Origin of the sequence: Bacillus sp. TSO22 (genome assembly GCF_020223595.1) — a bacterium.
In the GTDB taxonomy this organism is placed as follows: domain Bacteria; phylum Bacillota; class Bacilli; order Bacillales; family Bacillaceae; genus Bacillus; species Bacillus inaquosorum.
In genome coordinates, this window is record NZ_JAHAWO010000014.1 from 140,840 (window position 1) to 159,920 (window position 19,081).

The following is a 19,081-nucleotide window of genomic DNA, read 5'->3' on the forward strand; positions in this document are numbered from 1 at the left end:
AGGGGCTTTCGGCTGGACGAGAAAAAATAAAATGACAGGTTCCACAAATGGAATTTACATACCAAAAATAAAAAAACAGAGGCTAAATTGCCTCTGTTTTATTCTGTATCAGTCTTTCTTTTTCTGCGTCTTACGGCAATCCAAATGAACACTGCCGCAATCACCATAATGAGTGCCAGCACACCAATATACAGCCATTTCTGGCTATGATCCTGCGATGGCTGTTCTGCGCTGGAACGGTTTGTTTCCGTTTTAAGCTGCTGATGGTTTGTAAACACCTGATGGCTGTTTGTTTCATTAACGACGGTTGCCGAGTCATCGGTGCTGTTCAGATAACTGATGATCTCTTTTGTGACGGCCTTGCCATTTCCTTTTGACGGTGCAAAGATAGCCATCGTGTAGCCTGAATCCCAAAGAGAGGCTTGGGTAAATGCCACTTGTTTTGTAGTCTCATTCAGCATCTCAAAACCTGATACATCAAACGAACCGTTTTTTGCTTGCGGCACAAGCAGATCTGATGATCTCTCCTTCAGAAGAGAAAATTGATTGATGCCCCCTAAGAAAATGAGGTTCCGTCCTTTGGCATCATTTGCTGTTACGTCAGATGATTTTTTTATCGTATATGAATGCTGCGCTTCGCTGCCAAAGGACTCCGTTACAAGAGAAAGCTCCTCAAGCTTTGATTGGCTTACCGTGTCAGGAAGCACGATTAGCGTTGTCTGTTCCTGATTTCCGGCGTAAGGAAGCGGCCACTCTTGAAAATCCGCTGACGGAGACATGCCTTTGATGGCGTATGACAATGTACTGCTTTTATCGATAAAGACCCACTTTTCTTCATCAGTGGTGTTGCAAGGATTGTTTTCCTTTAGCCCAGTTGTGACAAACTGAATATCAATGTAGCGGTTTTTCTGCAGCAGCTTAGGGTCCACTTTTACCGTGACATGATAGAACCCGTTTTTATCTTCTTTTCCTAATTCATCAAGCCCGACCGAGTGCGGCTGGCCGTTGATCATGACTTTCAGTTCTGCTGCCTGAGAAGCCGATCCGTTTTCGGCCGTTGAGGCTTGAATCGTTTCGGACTTTTTCAGCTTAAGCGACAGCTTTGCTGATTGATTTTGATCTAAAACCGCTGATGCAGGATAAAAGTAATGGGCTGAAGATGTTTTGTCAGCTCCAATTGTGATATCATCCGCTCCAAAATTCTCGAGGGTCAGCTTATTGCTTTCCTTTTTTTCAGCCTGCTGAAGCTTGCTGATCGAAAGTGTATCGCCGCTGAGCTGGCCTGTGTAAGTCTGATCCGTGATGACGCTGATTTTTTCAGTGAGCACGTCAGCGGATGCCGCTTGTGCGAATAGAACCGGCTGCTGCTTGCCCTCTGCTTTCAGCACCCGCTCCGCAAGCAGGAGTTTTTCTCCTTTTGCCTGTAAGCCGGCTTGTTTCATCAGCTTTTTCACCTTGCCGTTCCAATGCTTGTCCACTCCGATGAAAATCGTCGGCTTGTCGATTTTCTTCAGTTCAGATTCCGTGACATACGAAATGCTGATACTGCTGTCCACCGTTTTCAAATAGCCTTCTGTTTTCACTGCAGCTTCAATTTCCGCCGAACTTGGGTCATCCGGAATGACGATGGCGGTTTTCTCCGCTGTATTTCCCGATTGGGCGAAAGGATACGGATAATGGTCCAGCGACGTTCCCTTCGCTTCACTGCTGTCCGCCAGCGTCAGGCGGCTGTCAGGATAAATTTTGATCCAGTTGCCGGACGTATCCTGTCTGACGCAGACGCCCTCTTTCATCACGCCGTAAAATTTCAGCGATACGTTGTGATAGCCTTGGGCAGACTGGCTTTTATTCAGGTTCAGCTTCACTGTTTTCCGTTTGGAATCACCATCAAGCTTTAACGTTTTGACCGGTTCATCGTCAATGACAGCCGTTAACGATGATGGAGAAATTAAAAGATTTGATGCCTCGTATTCAATCACCAATTGCTGGCTGCCGGAAGAGGCGCCTGCCGGGATCTGATACGTCAGCTCAGCGCTGTCTTTTGATCCGTACAGTGTAATCAGGTCGCTTGTCAGCACCTGCTGTTTGACTTGTTCTTGGCTGCTTTTTCCGAGGAACGAACCGCTGACCTCCACCTCCTTGGCAAAAGCCGCTTGTCCAGTCATCGCCAGCAGCATGAGGCTAGTGAGAAAAATCATTATTTGTTTCAAAAAGGTCACCCGCTTTTATGTTGATTGTATCGTTCTGTTTTGTACCATTTGACCTCCTGCTTGAATAAACGGTGCTTGATTTCTACGAATAAAGAATAGATGACCAGCACAATCCATGCCTGCGAGTATGTAAAGTACATGAGAAAAACGATAAAAAAGTTTTGCCTGTTCATTTCTGTTTTTTCAATGCTTAGCGTAATCATGACCTCTGTCATAAATAAGAAAAATGCCAAGATCCAGAGAATCATTGCCAAGAACCCGACCGACAAATGCAAATCATAAAACAGATTGACAACAAATATCGTATTTGACATGATCACGCCAAAGAAAAACAAGAAGTACGTAAAGAAAAAATAAAACAAGTCAAAGATAATCCGTTTTCGTTTCAGCTTGAAAAACTGCGCCAAAAATTTCAGCACGACATATTGATTGCCACGCGCCCATCTGGTGCGCTGGCGCCACCAGACCTTCCACGTTTCCGGCTCCTGCTCCCAAGTAATGGCGGCAGGGAAAAAGCGGATGTGATAGCCGAGATTATACACCCGGATCGTCAGCTCGGTATCCTCAGCGAGCGCTTTGTCATCCCAGCCTCCGAGCTTTTCGATAATGCTTCTGCGGATCGCAAAGTTGGTGCCTGGGATGGTGGCGATTTTGAACCACTTCCATCTGCCTCCCTGGGCCATCCACTGAAAACAGATCGTTTCGATATTAATAAACTTCGTCAAGAGCGTTTTTGCCGCATTGATGACGCGGAATTTCCCTACTACGGCGCCTGCCTTTTCGTCATTCATCAGGCCGAGCACAAGGTAATACACGGCCATTTTCTCAGGCGTGTTGTCGGCGTCATATACACAGATCACATCGCCGTTCGATTCGGCAAAACCAGAGTTAAGTGCAGAGGATTTGCCTTTTCCTGCGTTTGGCGGCTTCGTAATCACCATTTTGATGAAATCGTATTTCTCGGAAAATTCATTGACGATATCACCCGTCCGGTCTGATGAATTGTCATTAACGACGATAATCTCCAGCCGGTCCTTCGGATAATAAAGGTTGACCATCGCCTTCAGCGTCTGCCGAATCACAACTTCCTCGTTATGTGCCGGGATGAGAACACTGACCTTTGGCAGCTCCTTCATGTTTTCTCTCCACTTCGGGATGTTCCGTTCGAAGGTCATATAGTGGCGGAACCCGCCCTGCATGAGAAACATGTGGTAGAGAAGCATGACCCATATTAAACTTAGCGAGATAAAGAACAGCGTATTACCCAAGGCTTCTTCTCTCCTTAAAAATTCGTTTTTTCAATGTGGCTCTCAAATAAAACGTATAACTGACAAACATGACGACAAATAAGAGCACGACCGCGGAGAGAATCCATAACGCCTTTTCCAGAGGGGTTTGCCGATGATGATCGAAAAACTCGTCAATGGCGCTTACGCCGTTTTTCACCTGAATCGTTCCGTCACCGCTTGTATGAATTTCCACTTTGTCTGTTTTGACGGTTTGTTTCGTTTTCTTTAAATCAAGCCATTCACTGTCCGGAATGCGTTCCATCTCATCAACCAGCTCCGGCAGATATTTCATCCCGAGATACGGATGATAAAACCCTCCGGCTACTCCGCCTTCAAAATCAATCATCTGGGAGATGTGCTCCTCCATATCGCCGAGCGGGTTTTGCTTTGATGTATCGACAAAGCCGATCGTTTCCGGATACAGCGTCATGCCGTGCAGCATCGAAGGAGCGGTCACATACGGAGATGCACCTGATGTTTTCCACGTTGTGCCGCTGAGCTGGACCTGGCCAAAAATGCTTGTAAAATACTGCGAAGCAATTTGATAGCCATATTCGGACATCGTATAATGCGGCGCTTCAAATGCGAGCGGGTAGAGACCCGATGATGTCAAATCCTCAATGGCGCGCGTCAGTTTTTGCTTTGTATACGTTTCTTCCTTTTCCCGAAATTGTTTTAGATAGCTGTTATAGGCTTGTTCGTTCGGAAAATCCTGTTCTTTTTCCAAAATGGATGGGGGGTCTTCGGCATTTTCGGATGTAATCGGCTGATCGGCCTTTGCATCCCAAAATTCAAAGCCCTCTCCTGTTTCACTGTAGCGATAGGCGTGTGTATAGCCGTGAACAATGATACTGCCTCCCATGCTTTGCAGCTTTTTCAGCACCTTGACCATCTTCGGTTTATCAGACAAATACACTTTGTCGCCTGTTTCCGGATTCAAGTAAACCGGTATCACTGCCAGGATAAAAGGAACATGCCTCTTATGCAGATATGTACCGGCTTGAAGCAGCAATGTTTCATCAGACATCGGGCTGATATCCTCAAGACGCAAATACAATAGCGTCGTCCCCGCCTTCTCTTCGAAAGCTTCTCTGAGCTGTTTCGCCACGATCAAATTGTCATTTAACAAATTTGTTAATCCAATGTACACATTCGCTTTTTTTGTTTTCCATATAAAAGAATGCGTTTTGCCGTCATCGGCTTTGAAGGTATAAAGCGCCTTTCCTTTGAGGCCTGATACGCTCAGCACGTTAAGCCCGCTCTCTAGAGCCACATCGGTCTTTTCCGACCTGCTGTGGACCTGAAACACATTTTCTTTCCTGGCTAATAAAAGCCCGGAAAATTGGCTGATTTGGCCTGCGTTATAGCCTATGGCGACAACAGGTTTTTTTACACTGCTGATAAGAGACACCAGTTTTTTGCTAAGCTTTCTTTTCGTTTGGCCGTAATAAATCACATGGTCTTTGCCTTTGAAATCAGAGGCTTCAACATCCAAATCATTTTTGGCTGTCACATGTGATGTAAAGTGGCCCGCAAGCAAATCAAGCATTTTGACTTGAGAAGACTCCTTGCCGTCCAAGGTTGAATAAATGATGAGAATGCCGGCATCCCGCTCTTTTGCTTGTGCCGAAACGGGAAAAGCCGCAATGGCTGAAAACAGAAGCATTGTGACGCAGAGCAGCGTGATTCCTTTATAATTCATTCATCATCATCTCGTTTTCCAGTTCTTCTAAAAATTGATCAGCTGTTTTGATATCTTTGCGGTAAGGCAAATAACAGACGTGGAACGTGAGCGACACATACTTTCCATTTTCCAGCTGATACGTATCCAATTGTTTTTTCAGCTTTGTCAGGACGGCCGGCATATGTTCAGCGGGCGTGTGCGTCAAAACGATCCCGATACGCTCGTCAGAAGGGCGGAATTTCTTATCCGTTTCCCTGACGCTTGACCTGATTTGCTGACTGACATATTGGAAGAGGCGGTCGGTTTCTTTTTCACCGTACAAAGACTTAAACTCTTTGAAATAATGCATATGCAGCAGCAAAAACACGAAAGAATTGCCGTAGCGCTCCGCCCGCTTGATTTCTTCTGAAAGCTCCAGCTTCATCCTCTGCTTGTTATCAAAGCCGGTCACTCTGTCCACAGCGACAAAGCTTTTGATTTCGGATTGAAGCCGTGTAACTGAACGCCGAAGCTCTGCTGCAATATCGTGGATTCTTCCAGCTATAAAAGAAAACAGCAAAAGCGCGATTCCCCACATGACAAGCATTCGCAGCCCTTCTTCAGCCGGAAATAGCGCAGCCTGTCCAGTCTGGAAAAACATCATTAAAGTGCCGAGGGCAAAGAGTACGATTAAGGTCACTGCGAGCGCGTAAATTGGGCCGAACCATATGCCTGCGGCGATGACGACAAACGTGATGCAAAGGATCAGAGCACCTTCCGATTGCTGGGCTGACACATAATAAATAAACAGAGACAGGGCTGCAATCAGCCCTGAAAAATAAGCAAATAATTTTTTTGATTCATTGAATGATATTTTCATTAAAAAGCTTCCTTTCGGCTAACAGCGGCAGCAGATTGTCAAAAGAATGCGTCTGAGTGCCGCTCATATAGCCTCCATAATACGATTTCACCGGATCAAGAATTTCAAAGTCATTCATCCTGTCATATATGGCTTTGATGACAGAGCTGTTTTCATGCTGTTCCGTTAAAAATAATACGGCTAATGCGTATACGGATGGCGACTCATATTGGACGGCAGGTTCCTTCGTATCCGCCGAATATCGTCCGTACAGCTTTCCGTTTGTCTGAAATTCCTGCTTGATCCAGTCCGCTAAAACAGCGGCTTTTTTATCCCCTTCCGGCAAATGCCAAGCAGCGTACAGCTGATCAATGAGGTTGATTTCACTGTCATATGTGTATTCCTTCGTGTCTGAGCTGTAGGTCTTCGGCAGAAAGCCATTTTTTAAAGGAGCTGAATAGAGAACATTGGCATTCCGCTGTTCCGTTTCTTCGTCTATGATTCCATTCTTCTTTAAGACAGCTAATGCATCGGGCATGACGTATGAAATCGCCACATCCTTTGAAGCGGCCTGTGAGTCGTAAAAATCTGTAAATAACCCGTTATTCATATTGTATGTCTTCAAAGCTGTGCCGATATTCCGGGCCGTTTGCGCGTAGTCGCTGCGGCCCCATTTTGCGGCGGCTTGGTCAAGAGACAGCATAATTCTCATATCATCTATCAGCGCATTCGTCCCGCTCGCTTGGCCGTTTTGAATCTTCCACGTTACCAAGTGATTGCTAAGCAGAAATGAATCAGTCAGATGCTGATATTGCTCCTGAAAATGCGGGGCGTCATTTTTGCTGACCAAAAACTCCATCCACAGGCCGAGAGATTCTGATAAATACGAAGTCTGGTCTGAAAAATCAGTTTTGATCTGCCCTTGGTCATTCATTAGATTGTGATAGATGAAATACTCTGCCGGCTGAAGCGGACTGGCGTTCGTTTCTGCCGCAGACTGATATTGGGTCTTGTTTCCAGCCTCAACACACCCTGCGGAAAGTCCGATAGATAAGAAGAATAAGATGACAGCGATCAACACATGCCTCACAGGCAAATCCCCCTTTGTCGCCTGAAGCGAATCAGACGCTCACAAATATATGTAGACGAAAATATGACTGCCATGTTACAAATTACATTTACTATAAAAGAAAAAAATGCAGATTGCTAGCTTTTTTTCCCCTTTTTAAACATTCAAATAATGGGACCTAAGTCCAATAAAAAACCTGTGCGATATGCACAGGTTTTTCTGTTATTTATCCAAACCGAGTTTCTTCAGCTGTTCTGCCAGCGCGTTGTTAATCGGCTCATCTTTATTATTTTGTTTTTTCATATAAGAGGAAACGTCCCGTTTGGAAGCGCGCCCTTTGTCTTTGTTTTTTCGTTTTTCAAATACGGAAAGCTTTTCACGGTGCCCGCAGACACACGCGAAGGTTTGGCCTTCCCCTTGGCCGCGAAGCTCCATTCTTTTATGGCAGTTCGGGCAGCGCGCGTTTGTTTTTCGGGCAATCGTTTTTCTGCTTCCGCATTCACGGTCTTGGCACACGAGCATCGTGCCGCGTTTGCCGTTTACCTTCAGCATCATTTTGCCGCATTCCGGACATGCCGTTCCCGTGATGTTATCGTGTCTGAACGTTTGGCTGCTGTTTTTGATTTCTTTTACCGTTTGGTTAGCGTAAGCCTTCATGTCTTTAATAAAGACAGCCGATTTCAGTTTTCCGGCGGCGATCGCAGACAGCTTTTGCTCCCATTCTGCCGTTAAGGCCGGTGATTTCAAATCCTCCGGAACAAGCTGCAGGAGCTGTTTTCCTTTAGATGTGATAAAAATATCTTTGTCCTTTTTCTCTATTAAAAAGCTGTTGAACAGTTTTTCAATAATGTCGGCACGCGTTGCCACCGTGCCGAGGCCGCCTGTTTCTCCAAGCGTTTTGACGAGGCCTTTTTCTTCTCCCTGCATAAAGGCGCTTGGGTTTTCCATCGCTGATAGCAGGGTTCCTTCGTTAAAGCGGGCAGGCGGCTTCGTTTGTCCGCTTGTTTCAGTCAACGTGCGGACGGCAAGAGTGTCGCCTTTTTGAAGGGCCGGGAGTGTCTGATCTCTGTCATCCTCCTGCTCATCATCCTCATCCGCCATGTCATAAACGGCTTTCCATCCTTGTGACTGCACGGTTTTGCCTTTCGCCGTAAAGGTTTCTCCGCCGATTTCTGCGATGACCTTTGTTTCCTCATATTCGAATGCAGGCATTAATACAGCAAGGAAACGTTTCGCAATCAGGTCATACAGCTTTCGTTCTTTGTCACTCAGACTGCTGAGAACGAGCGGCTCTTCGGTCGGGATAATCGCGTGGTGGTCTGACACCTTCGTGTCATTGACGTAGCCTTTATGGGATTTAATGCCGCGTTTTTTAATTTGGCTGACATATTGGGCATACGGTTTTACTTCCATACCTTCCAGACGGTCTTTTAACGTCGGGACGATATCACTGGATAAAAATCTTGAGTCCGTCCGCGGATATGTGACGAGCTTATGCTGTTCATACAGCTTCTGCAGCACAGAAAGCGTTTCTTTAGCAGAAAATCCGAAGCGCTTGTGGGCGTCACGCTGAAGCTCCGTTAAATCATAAAGGGCAGGTGCAAAGCTTTTTTTCGCTGTTTTTTTCAGCTCAGCAATGACCGCTTGCTTTCCATCGAGGTCTTTTACCAGACGGCTTGTTACGTCTTGATTGAACGTTCTCGTCTGCTTTGATTTTTTATCCTGCCACGTCAGCGTCATGCCATCGACCGCCGCGCGGATGCCGTAGTATGGAACCGGTGTAAACGCTTGAATGTCCGCCTCGCGCTTTGCAATCATGGCAAGCGTCGGTGTCTGCACACGGCCGCATGAGAGCTGGGCATTGAATTTTGTGGTGAGTGCACGGGTCGCATTAATTCCCACAATCCAATCCGCTTCCGCTCTGGCGACGGCAGAATGATACAGGTTTTCATATTCTTTGCCGCTGCGCAGCTTTTGAAAGCCTTCCTTGATTGCTTTATCCGTCACAGATGAAATCCACAGCCGCTTGATCGGCTTGCGGACATTCGCTTTTTCAATGATCCAGCGCGCAACAAGCTCCCCTTCCCGGCCTGCATCAGTCGCGATGACAATCTGATTGACGTCTTTACGGGTAAGCTGGGATTTGACCGCATTGAACTGTTTTCCGGTTTTCTTGATCACAACAAGCTTTAATGGTTCTGGGATAATCGGCAGATCCTCGAGCCGCCATGATTGAAATTCTTTTCCGTAGCCTTCCGGATCAGCAAGTGTTACCAAATGGCCCAAAGCCCATGTAACAATATATTGATCGCCTTCGAGATAACCGTTTCCTTTTTTATGGCACTTCAGCACCCGGGCCAAATCCCGGCCGACTGAAGGTTTTTCAGCTAGTACAACTGTTTTTGACATGCTTGATCACTTCTCTTTCTTTCACGCTCATCCTTTTATTATAACAGACTTGAACAAGCACTCTCTAACTGCGTCCGTTTTTCGTGTCAATTTCTGAGAAAATAACGTGAGTGACGGTTTGCGCGTATGGCGATGTTTTGTTAATGAAATCTTCTACCGCCTCGAGGCTTTCAGCATTGATTTTCAGCATATAACAGGCTGCGCCCGCAATCCGGTAGCAAAATTCGATATTCGGCAATGTTTGAATATAGCTTTTAAACCGCTCGTAATCCGCGTTTTTGACGGTTGCTTCCACAATGCAGGAAACGGGAAGCCCCAGCTTTTTCTGATCGACCTCCAGCGTGTATTGCTTGATGATGCCGAACGATTCAAGCTGCCTCACCCGTTCTGTCACAGAAGGCGGCGACAGCTTAATTTTCCTGCCTAATTCCCTCATCGACAAACGGCTGTCCTTCTTCAGCTCCTCAATAATATTCAGATCAATCTGGTCAAGTTTCATTTCAACATCCTTCTTTTATGATTTTGTACACATTATCTCGGGTATTTTTGTAAATGACAAGTACAGTTCCCGAGAAAAAGCAATTAAAAATGAATGTTTTCCGAACATTTTCTAAAAGCTATCATATGCGCCCTCCGGATTGTTTATAGTATAGATGAAAACGTGTCCACAAGGAGGGCGATTTATGCTGCAAACGCCGATCGGAAGACTTCGCACGATGGGTTTTATTGAAGGAATGTCACTCTTAATCCTGCTGTTCATCGCCATGCCGCTAAAATATTGGGCGGGCCTTCCGCTTGCAGTGACAATTGTCGGTTCGGTTCACGGCGGATTGTTCATTTTGTATTTGCTTGTCTTGGCGTATGCGACCCTCTCTGTCAAATGGTCGCTGAAATGGTCAGCCGCCGGCTTCATCGCCGCTTTTGTCCCATTCGGAAACTTTTTTTACGACCGCGGATTAAGGAAATATAAATAAGTAAGTGCGAAAAAGGCTGGATCTTTATGATCCAGCCTTTCTTATTAAAACCACTTTGTCAGCCACGCGATATAGTAGGCGCCCGGAATAAACATCAGCTGGGCGAGGAGTGTGCCCGCCACCCTTGATGTGACCATCGTTACAGAGGTCCATTTTAAATACGTATAGCTTCGTTTTCCTTTTGCCACATCGTCGGCAAGAACGGATACCTTAGGATCAACAAAAATGGCCAGCAGCATCGTCGCAATCCCGTTGATTAAGCCCGATGCCATGACCGCTGTCGTGCTGCGCTCAGGCGCCAAAAGGCCTGCGTACAAAGCTGAAAGCACGCCGATCGTATAAATGGATGTGATCAGCATGTTGATCACAAACAAACGCTTAGGAATCAAGCGAATGTGAAATCCTTTTACATACGAAATAGACGGCAGACGCAAATAGGAAAGGGCATTTTTGAATCCTTGTTTTGAGAGTCCCTTTTTGAACACTTGAAAAACGGAGCCGCCGCCGCTCGCCAAGTGAATAATCGCCCGTGAAAAAAGAGCGACGAAAGACGGAAGCAGGATAATGCCCAGGATGGTGCCGACTGTCGATCCGAAAATCAAGAAGCGGAACTGCTCGCCGACAATCGCCAGGGCGTTTTTTCCCGCATCATCAATTAAATGTCCGGTAAAGGGCTGCTGCACCATGTTCGACATTCTGGACACAATAACCATGACATTAAACAGGGAAAGCGCGGAGGCAATAAATCCAACGCGGGCCCCGGAAAGCCTTGTGGCATAAGCTAACGTTTCTATCGAGTGAATCAGTAACAAAAAACAGAAAATAAAAAGTACTTGTGTTGTAATGACATGCACGTTATTCTTCCTCCAATTTCATCCTAGAGATAAGACTGGAAAGAAGCCAAAGAGGTTTCAGTGCGATGTGTTTTTTAACAATAAAAAAACCGCCGGCGTACGCCGAGCGGTTTGTCTTATTCTTTTCTATACGCAAATAAAGATTATATCATCCGCCAAGTCGGGCGGGGTAGATTCATAAAGCATTGTTCCGAAGAATCATTCTGGAAAGTAAACACCATGGAAATTTCTTGAACACAAGACAACGAAAGCCCTACCTCTCAATCGTCACTGCGGCTCCGAAGCCGCGCCGGTGTGAATTGTAAAACAAAAAAGTCTTTTTTCCATCTCATCGTTAGGGGCGATTTGTTATGAAGGAAAAGAATAAGGGCAGCTGGTTATGCTGCTTGGGAAGCGGTAAGCTTCTCTCTCAAAACAGAAAAAAGAAGTTTACTTTCTTTTTTATTTGCTTATTTTTCTTACTAGCTATTCATGATAACATATCGCCCCTGAAAACACAAATTTCTTATAGCTCGAGTGAGACCGGTGTTTTCTCTCCGGCATTCATCAATCTGATATCCTCCGGTTCAATTTCAAGAATCACCAGATTCGGATCATCCTTACCGTCAAACCAGCGCTCTAATTTGGAACTCCATATTTTATCCTTCAGTTCAGCCGAATTGTTGATTTTGGCTTTTCCTTCAACTTCAACATACGCGTCGCCAAAGCCCTCACAATCATAACCTAATAAAATGTGAACATTGGGGTTATTCTCAATTTCTTCGGCTTTATGAGTGTCCTTGCTCGTCGGTGTGTAAATCGTCAGCCCGTCATGGAAAAAAGTCATGTAGCGGGAATGCGGCTTGCCCTTTTCAACCGTTGCGAGCGAGCCTACTTTATGGTGATCTAGAACATCAAGCACTTTTTGTTTAATGTCTTGCTGATTCATCTCGAATCACTCCTTTTTAACTTCTCCGCTGTTACTTTTCCACATCCGGGGAAGATTTAAACAAGAAAATGCGCGCGCTATGTTTTTATCCTTTCCATTCACGCTTTAGCAAGCTGTAATAGACAAGGTCATGATGCCTGCCGTTAACGAATAAGCCGTCCCGTGCCGTTCCTTCTTCTTGAAAGCCGAGCCGCTCCGGGACCGCTCGGCTTTTTTGATTCCCGGCAGCCGCGCAGAGAGCAACGCGATTCAGTCCAAACTCTTCAAAAGCATATGTGATGAGAGTTCGGCAGGCGGCGGTGATGATGCCTTTGCCTTCAAACTCTTTGGCAATCCAATAGCCAATTTCCCCTTTTTGATTGATCTGATCTAGATGATGGAGGCCGATCATGCCGCATAGGGTGCCGTCATAAAGAAGCCCCGCTTCGATGCTGCTTAGGTCGGCATACTCCCGCCGCCAACCTGGAATGATCGTTTCTCTGTACGTTTCAGCGCTGCTTGGATTTTCCGCCCAAAACAGCCACTGGCCGAGCCGCTGCTGATTTTCGATAATGAGTTCGGAAAGCCGCTCCGCATCCTTTGGCTCCAGTAATCGAATGGTGATGTGCTCATTTACCTTGCAGGTAAACATTCCCTCGCCCTCTTTCCTTTTTTACCCATTATAGCGGCGATTTCATTTTTTTCAATACAAAAAAGGATGGGCTGTTACGCCTCATCCTTATATTCTTGGATCTGTAAAGATATCATGTTGATCTGTGCTCGTCGAAGACATTTCCGTCACCACGGCACCTTCTTCCCCGGCCTGGAACCAATGCTTGGTGTTCGGCGGAATCGTATATTGCCCGCCCGGTTCAAGTTCAATTTCGTGCCAGACCGTATAGTGTTCTCTGTCCTCCTGCGGTGGGAGAACCTTTGGAAGCTGCGTTTTTTCTCCTTCTACGTAAAGATACACTTTTCCGTAGCGGCAGCGGAATGTCTCCTGCTTGCCTTCCTGGCCATTAACAGGCGGATGGCGGTGTTCCGGGCAAGTCTGTCCCGGAAACAGCACCAGTTCCTTTGAGCAATAACGGTCTGTATTGACGTAGATGAAGAGCTGGAGCCCGACTTTTCTTTCTTTTCCTAAGCCGTAGTCCATCAGCTGGATTTGGTCTAGTTCCTCATCCGTTAATACAATACCAGCTTTTTGAAAGTAGCTGTTTACTTCCTCTTTCGTGATGCTCATGTGTCTCACTCCCTCTTACGTCGTCACAAAATCTCCGCCGTTGACATGCAGCGTCTGGCCTGTCATGTAAGATGACTCATCTGAAGCCAGCAGCACATAGCAGCCGACGTGCTCAACAGGCTGACCTGGACGGCCCATCGGAGTATTTTGCCCAAATTGAGCGACTTTATCTTCAGAGAACGTAGATGGGATTAATGGTGTCCAGATTGGACCCGGTGCCACTGCGTTTACGCGGATGCCGTCTTTGACAAGCGCCTGCGCCATTGTTCTTGTAAAGGCATTGATCGCGCCTTTTGTCGCTGTATAATCAATCAGCGTCGGGTTCCCGCGATACGGATTGATAGATGTCGTGTTGATGATGGCGCTGCCTGGTTTCAAGTAATCAATTGCTTTTTTAGTCAAATAAAATTGAGAATAAAAGTTTGTTTTGAATGTGCGGTGAAGCTGTTCGCTAGTAATGTCTTTGATGCTTTCCTTCGGGTGCTGTTCACCGGCATTGTTTACAAGGATGTCCAGGCCGCCTAGTTCCTTGACCGTATTTTCAACCGCTTCATTGCAGAATTCCTCTTCGCCTACGTCACCAGCGATCAGCAGGCATTTTACGCCTTCTTGTTCTACACGCTTCTTCGTCTCTTCGGCGTCCCCATGCTCATCCTTATACACAATGGCGATGTCAGCGCCTTCCTTTGCGTAAGCGACGGATACCGCGCGTCCGATCCCGCTGTCGCCGCCTGTAATGAGCGCTACTTTTCCTTTTAATTTGTCCGCTCCCTTATAATTCTCATACTCATACACCGGACTTGGATTCATTTCGCTTTCAATTCCCGGCTGGCGATTTTGGGTTTGGGCCGGCAGTTCTTTTGGATAATTGGCCATGATGATTCTCCTCCTTTGTTTTCATGTCTATTTGTTGTGTACCTCACACGTTCTTTGGATAAACATGGATTGGCACCTTCGCATTGCTTTATCAGAAAAATGTTTCACATGAAACGCAAGGAGGAAATAACTTGCAAAGGGGGTTGCTGAATGATTAACATGCTTTCTAAAAAATTCAGCAAGCCAAAGGGCGTATTCGGCATGATTGCCGGGTACATCATGGCTGCTGAAAATAGAACACTGAATCAGTGGACAATAGATCAGCTGGGGATCACACGCGGGGACAGTATTTTAGAAGTGGGGTTTGGGCCGGGATACTGCATGCAGCAGGTGCTGAAGCGTGAAAAGGACGTTGATCTTCACGGGATTGATGTGTCAGAGGTGATGCTGAAGCTGGCCGCCCGCAGAGTAAAATCGAAGCCTGTGCGCCTGATACAAGGAAGCGTCGAGACATTTCCTCTCACCGACTCGTTTTATAATAAAGTGATTTCCGTTAACAACTACACCATCTGGAATGACCAGACAAAAGGCATGAAACAGATTTATCGGGCGCTAAAGCCCGGCGGCAAAGCAGCGATTACGATGCAGCCAAGGGAAGCGGACGCCAGTCCAGAAAAAACAAAATTATTTGGAAAACAGATGATTGCTGACTTCAAAGCAGCCGGCTTCGAAGACATTGAGTTGCAATTTAAAAACATTAAGCCTGAGCTTTCTGTCTGTGTTACTGCAAAAAAGCCCGCCACATAAGTGACGGGCTTCTTCTTTTACGAATGTACGGCCTGCTTGCGCAAGACGTCTTTTTTTACTTTGCCGAGGTTATTTTTCGGCAGTTCGTTAACAAATTCAACTTCAGGTATTTTGTAAGCGGAAAGGCGTTCCTGGCAAAATGCGATGACGTCCTCTTCCGTTATACGCTGGCCTCCGTTTGTCACGATAAACGCTCTCGGTTTTTCCCCGTACAGCGGGTCTGGTATACCGACCACCGCAGTCTCAAGGATTCCCGGGATCTGCTGGATGACTTCTTCAACCTGATCCGGATAAACGTTATCGCCTCCGTAAATAATGACATCCTTGTAGCGTCCAGTGATGAAAATAAAACCATCTTCATCTACATAGCCTGAATCTCCGGTTTTGAACCAGCCGTTTTGCAGCACTTTTGCTGTCGCTTCAGGGTTGTCCTCATAGCCTTTAAATAAGAATGGCGTGTGAACAACGATTTCGCCGATTTCTCCTTGAGGGAGTTCTTCTCCCGTCTCAGGATCTTCGACTTTGACTTTAACGCCTTCCACAGGTTTCCCCGCAGATGCCGCTTTATCCATTCCCATCTCAGGCAGCCATGTGCTGATTCCCCAAGCCTCAGTGCTTCCATAGCCGTGCGCGAGCGGAATGCCGATATCAAGATAGCGGCGGATCAGGCTGCTCGGCACTTTTGTTCCGCCTGTCATTAAAATCACAAGCGAAGATAAGTCGGTTTGATGCGTTTCCCACGCTTCAAGCAAATACGTGTAAAACACAGGAAGAGCCATCACGGTTTGAATTTTTTCTTCTTCAATGACCTTCAGCATATGAACAGGATCTTGATCCTTTGTAAAAATGAATGTTGTTCCCGCAAAGGTTCCAAGCATGATGCAAATGAGCGCACTCGTATGATAAATCGGGTGGCACGCGAGAAAACGAAGGCCCTTCATGCGTGTTGTTGAGCTGTTGGATCTTGTTACGTATCTGTATATGCCGCCATGTGTGATCATGCATCTTTTCGGGTTTCCTGTCGTCCCAGACGTAAACATCAGAAGCGCTGTATCGTCAGGAGAAACCATTTCAGTTTCCGGCAAATGATCAGGACCGGCAAACAGAGCTTCAAATTCAGCAGATGTTTCGTAAGCTGTTCCTGTTTCCATCGTAATCCGGAGTGTGGACAGTTCAGGAAGAACTTCGTCCAGTGTTTCTTTAAACTCCGCTCCGTAAAACATCGCTTTCGGTTCACTTGCTTTTAAAATGCCTGTCATTTCATATGGTTTCAGCTGCCAGCTGACAGGTACGACAACAGCACCTATTTCAAGCGCGGCGAACATAACAGTTGATGCGGGATGGCCGTTTTTGCAAAGCAATGCAACGCGGTCGCCTTTTTGAATTCCTTTTTGCAGCAGGGCATTCGCCAGCTGGTTAATCCGTTTGCGGTAACCTGCATACGTCAGTGTATGGGCTCCGCTTTTTACAGCCTCTATTTCTTCGCTATCCGGCATGTCATGCAGAATAAGATGCTGTAATGTCTCCATATCGTCATCTCCTATATTCTCTTGAATCTTCAATAATTTGTTAGATTTTCTTCCTTACCTCACCCATTTTAACCCAAAAAAGATCACTTGTAAAACAATTTCATTTTGGAATTATTCTATTACTGAATGATAAAATAGTCCCGCATTTTCTTATCTTGTACCCCATTCACATAAAAACACACGCCAATTTTTTGACGTGTGCCATGTACTGTTATGGTATGTTTTTTTCTTTCATCCAAGTGAAAAATATGCGGTTTAACCGCTGATACAGTTCTTGTTCTCCCTCTTCCTGAAACCCCGCCATGCTTTCGCTGCTCTCGATAATGGCGGAGCTGATCGCGCTTAAAATCTCCGATCCTTCAGCAGATAATGAGCCAGGCGCCATCATCACGAGGATGCGTGTCATGTTGAGGGTATTTCCGTCCATGCCATTCACTTCATAAGAGGTGCTGAGATCATACATTTTGAAAAAAGGCAGGACGATTTCATCATTTTTGAGATGATAGAGCGCCATGTTTGTCCCCGGGATTCCCAACCCCCCTTGTTTCTCCCGCTCCGCCAGGCAAACCGCGGCTTTTTTCGGATCACGGATCAAGCCATCCTCCTTCAGCTGCTGGAAAAGCTCTGACAGGAGCATGCTATGATCGGGTTTCGTTTTGATGTGTGTAAGTGTAAAGTGGCGCAGCACATCTTGGATGACAGCCATATACCGCCCCATGCTTTCCGACGCTGCCAGCATGTCAGGTACATCAGCTTGCTGCGCCTCTTCCTTCGGGCTTCTATTTTTCTCAAGAATGAGCGGAATTTTTCGCTTGATATACTGCTTCACCTGGTTTGCGTCTTCCTCATTTAAAAGCGGACTGACCATAATGTAATCAATGTTTTCGTAAGGAATCGGAACGGTGGAAACAATCATGTCATAGGACTGAACTTCCCTGCCCTTCAGCTCGATCAGGGATGACATGTCAAACGATTCAATCTCCGGCAGCTCTTTCTTCAGTCTGGAAGCTAGCATTTTCGAAGAGCCGATCCCGCTTGAGCAGACGACAAGCGCTTTCACTTTTGCTTCTTCTTTTTTGATTTCAAGGGCCGAGCCGAAGTGAAGGACGATAAAAGCGATCTCATCATCAGAAAAGGACATGCCTGGAAAATACTTTTCCACGCCTTCTTCGATCGCCATATAGAGCAGAAAATAATCGCGTTTGATCTGTTCCTTCATCGGATTGTATATCTCGATATTTTCTTTTATGCGGCTGACGGCCGGCTCCAAATGGGCAATCAGGCCTTCATATAAAGAGTAGTTTTTCGTGAGATCCATTCTGATTTTGTCTGAAATAAAAGCAATGAGCCGCTTTGTTTGCAGAGCTGTTTCCAGTTCGATTTCCTGCGCTTTGTATTCTGTTTTGTATTTCCGATTGGCGCTTCGAAGGTGGATCGTGATATAACCGACCTCCGCCTCCGGAATCGTCACGCTGAAGGCACGTTCAAGCTCGCCCGCGATTTCAAGAGCGGAGCTGTATTCTTTCGCATTCTTCAGTTCCTCAAGCTCATTTTGCTCCATGGTGATGGTTTCCCCAAGCTGGATCCGTTCGATCGCAAACGTCAGATGGACGACGAGCGCTATATAGGAGCTGTCGGACAATGAAAAAGCGATTTTTTCTTTCAGCTGAAACAAGATACGCTCCATTTTTAACAGCTCGCCTTTGCTGACTACGCCGAACATTTTCTCTGAAGAATCTGCTTTTCCTTTGATATTTAATTCAACCGCTTCCAAAAACATTTGGATGTCGAGGCGATTCACAATCAGGTTGCCGACAATTTTACGTTTCGCATTCTCCGGCCCTATAAGCTGGATGCCAAAGCCTCTTTTACGGATCAGTGTCAAACCGAAGGGAGAAATCCATTTTTCGAGCTCGTCTAAGTCGTAGCTGATCGTGGCATTCGTCACCTGCAGATCATGGGCTAGCGTGTACAGCTTGACGGGCTCCTGAGACTCTAATAACGAACAGAGAATGAGCAGTTTTCGTTCGTCCGCGCTATATTCATGCTGTTCATATGATAAATCGGTAAGCAGTTTTTGTTTATCCTCGGGACTTCCCACTGCCTTCAGCCCTTTGCCAGGCTGTTTATCGAGCGTAAGCCCGACGGTTTCCATCAGCGGCTTAATTGATTTGAGCTCCCTGTGGATGGTTCTCGTGCTGACTTCCATCAGCTCAGCAAGCTCAGTTACGGTTACATATCGGCTTTGTAATAATAAGTGCTTTAAAAGCTTTTGTTCTCTGGCAGTCATATACATAAAAAAGGCCTCCTAGACAGTCGTGTTGTGCGGATGAAGTTGCAAGGAGATTCATGAGAGGAAAAAAGAGAGGTTTCTTTATAATATAAAACGCTTTCAAATGAGATTCAATCACTTATAAATGGGAATTTGGCACTAAACGGTGTGACAATATTG

General features: G+C 46.1%; 16 protein-coding genes. 2 read left to right on the top strand and 14 right to left on the bottom strand.

Annotated features, from left to right (window positions below):
• Positions 1 to 98: 98 nt before the first annotated feature.
• From KHQ79_RS18045 to lrpC, 7 genes are all read right to left on the bottom strand, one after another.
• Complete coding sequence (locus tag KHQ79_RS18045; RefSeq protein ID WP_003240290.1) at positions 99 to 2,210, bottom strand: cellulose biosynthesis cyclic di-GMP-binding regulatory protein BcsB; 2,112 nt, start codon at positions 2,208 to 2,210, stop codon at positions 99 to 101.
• Positions 2,211 to 2,215: 5 nt separating this feature from the next.
• Positions 2,216 to 3,478, bottom strand: a complete 1,263-nt coding sequence (locus KHQ79_RS18050; protein ID WP_003240289.1) for a glycosyltransferase family 2 protein — start codon at positions 3,476 to 3,478, stop codon at positions 2,216 to 2,218.
• On the bottom strand, positions 3,471 to 5,180 hold the full coding sequence (locus KHQ79_RS18055; RefSeq protein ID WP_225516631.1) for a DUF2334 domain-containing protein: 1,710 nt from the start codon (positions 5,178 to 5,180) through the stop codon (positions 3,471 to 3,473). Before KHQ79_RS18055 ends, KHQ79_RS18050 begins: the two co-directional genes overlap by 8 nt.
• 10 nt (positions 5,181 to 5,190) lie before the next feature.
• Positions 5,191 to 6,042, bottom strand: coding sequence for a cyclic-di-GMP receptor EpsK (epsK, locus tag KHQ79_RS18060; protein ID WP_225516397.1), 852 nt, complete (start codon positions 6,040 to 6,042; stop codon positions 5,191 to 5,193).
• The gene (locus tag KHQ79_RS18065) at positions 6,023 to 7,111 is read right to left on the bottom strand and encodes a glycosyl hydrolase family 8 (RefSeq protein ID WP_225516399.1); all 1,089 of its coding nucleotides are present in this window, start codon (positions 7,109 to 7,111) and stop codon (positions 6,023 to 6,025) included. The genes epsK and KHQ79_RS18065 overlap by 20 nt, the downstream gene beginning before the upstream one ends.
• A gap of 201 nt (positions 7,112 to 7,312) precedes the next feature.
• Complete coding sequence (locus tag KHQ79_RS18070; RefSeq protein ID WP_225516401.1) at positions 7,313 to 9,499, bottom strand: DNA topoisomerase III; 2,187 nt, start codon at positions 9,497 to 9,499, stop codon at positions 7,313 to 7,315.
• A gap of 64 nt (positions 9,500 to 9,563) precedes the next feature.
• Entirely contained in the window at positions 9,564 to 9,998 is a 435-nt protein-coding gene (gene lrpC / locus KHQ79_RS18075) for a transcriptional regulator LrpC (protein ID WP_003240281.1), read from the bottom strand.
• Positions 9,999 to 10,182: 184 nt separating this feature from the next.
• Here lrpC and KHQ79_RS18080 point away from each other — a divergent pair, with 184 nt between their 5' ends.
• Positions 10,183 to 10,473, top strand: coding sequence for a DUF3817 domain-containing protein (locus KHQ79_RS18080; protein ID WP_133488446.1), 291 nt, complete (start codon positions 10,183 to 10,185; stop codon positions 10,471 to 10,473).
• 44 nt (positions 10,474 to 10,517) lie between these two features.
• Here the strand turns inward: KHQ79_RS18080 and amj are convergent, their stop codons facing one another.
• From amj to KHQ79_RS18105, 5 genes are all read right to left on the bottom strand, one after another.
• Positions 10,518 to 11,327 carry a lipid II flippase Amj gene (gene amj, locus KHQ79_RS18085; RefSeq protein ID WP_003240277.1) on the bottom strand — a complete coding sequence of 270 codons (810 nt, stop codon included), beginning with the start codon at positions 11,325 to 11,327 and terminating at the stop codon, positions 10,518 to 10,520.
• A gap of 505 nt (positions 11,328 to 11,832) precedes the next feature.
• Positions 11,833 to 12,255 (bottom strand): pyridoxamine 5'-phosphate oxidase family protein, encoded by a 423-nt coding sequence (locus tag KHQ79_RS18090; protein ID WP_003240275.1) that lies wholly within the window; start codon positions 12,253 to 12,255, stop codon positions 11,833 to 11,835.
• 85 nt (positions 12,256 to 12,340) lie between these two features.
• The gene (locus KHQ79_RS18095) at positions 12,341 to 12,886 is read right to left on the bottom strand and encodes a GNAT family N-acetyltransferase (protein ID WP_060397945.1); all 546 of its coding nucleotides are present in this window, start codon (positions 12,884 to 12,886) and stop codon (positions 12,341 to 12,343) included.
• 87 nt (positions 12,887 to 12,973) lie between these two features.
• Entirely contained in the window at positions 12,974 to 13,477 is a 504-nt protein-coding gene (gene lyxE / locus KHQ79_RS18100) for a D-lyxose ketol-isomerase (RefSeq protein ID WP_119913419.1), read from the bottom strand.
• Positions 13,478 to 13,492: 15 nt separating this feature from the next.
• Positions 13,493 to 14,353 (bottom strand): SDR family oxidoreductase, encoded by an 861-nt coding sequence (locus tag KHQ79_RS18105; protein ID WP_019257500.1) that lies wholly within the window; start codon positions 14,351 to 14,353, stop codon positions 13,493 to 13,495.
• Positions 14,354 to 14,503: 150 nt separating this feature from the next.
• Between KHQ79_RS18105 and KHQ79_RS18110 the strand changes: the two genes are divergently transcribed.
• The gene (locus KHQ79_RS18110; protein ID WP_225516403.1) at positions 14,504 to 15,100 is read left to right on the top strand and encodes a class I SAM-dependent methyltransferase; all 597 of its coding nucleotides are present in this window, start codon (positions 14,504 to 14,506) and stop codon (positions 15,098 to 15,100) included.
• A 17-nt stretch (positions 15,101 to 15,117) separates the two neighbouring features.
• On the opposite strand, the gene KHQ79_RS18115 is transcribed toward KHQ79_RS18110, so the two are convergent.
• The gene (locus tag KHQ79_RS18115; protein WP_148982992.1) at positions 15,118 to 16,629 is read right to left on the bottom strand and encodes a class I adenylate-forming enzyme family protein; all 1,512 of its coding nucleotides are present in this window, start codon (positions 16,627 to 16,629) and stop codon (positions 15,118 to 15,120) included.
• 211 nt (positions 16,630 to 16,840) lie between these two features.
• A complete protein-coding gene (gene mtlR / locus KHQ79_RS18120) occupies positions 16,841 to 18,925 on the bottom strand; it encodes a mannitol operon transcriptional activator MtlR (protein WP_225516405.1) in 2,085 nt (694 codons plus the stop codon).
• Positions 18,926 to 19,081: the final 156 nt, after the last annotated feature.

Bases quoted from the DNA above. Each gene is read 5' to 3' on its own strand.
- epsK (WP_225516397.1), bottom strand. From the start codon at position 6,042: ATGAAAATATCATTCAATGAATCAAAAAAATTATTTGCTTATTTTTCA.
- KHQ79_RS18070 (WP_225516401.1), bottom strand. From the start codon at position 9,499: ATGTCAAAAACAGTTGTACTAGCTGAAAAACCTTCAGTCGGCCGGGAT.
- lrpC (WP_003240281.1), bottom strand. From the start codon at position 9,998: ATGAAACTTGACCAGATTGATCTGAATATTATTGAGGAGCTGAAGAAG.
- KHQ79_RS18080 (WP_133488446.1), top strand. From the start codon at position 10,183: ATGCTGCAAACGCCGATCGGAAGACTTCGCACGATGGGTTTTATTGAA.
- KHQ79_RS18090 (WP_003240275.1), bottom strand. From the start codon at position 12,255: ATGAATCAGCAAGACATTAAACAAAAAGTGCTTGATGTTCTAGATCAC.
- KHQ79_RS18095 (WP_060397945.1), bottom strand. From the start codon at position 12,886: ATGTTTACCTGCAAGGTAAATGAGCACATCACCATTCGATTACTGGAG.
- lyxE (WP_119913419.1), bottom strand. From the start codon at position 13,477: ATGAGCATCACGAAAGAGGAAGTAAACAGCTACTTTCAAAAAGCTGGT.
- KHQ79_RS18105 (WP_019257500.1), bottom strand. From the start codon at position 14,353: ATGGCCAATTATCCAAAAGAACTGCCGGCCCAAACCCAAAATCGCCAG.
- KHQ79_RS18110 (WP_225516403.1), top strand. From the start codon at position 14,504: ATGATTAACATGCTTTCTAAAAAATTCAGCAAGCCAAAGGGCGTATTC.
- KHQ79_RS18115 (WP_148982992.1), bottom strand. From the start codon at position 16,629: ATGGAGACATTACAGCATCTTATTCTGCATGACATGCCGGATAGCGAA.
- mtlR (WP_225516405.1), bottom strand. From the start codon at position 18,925: ATGTATATGACTGCCAGAGAACAAAAGCTTTTAAAGCACTTATTATTA.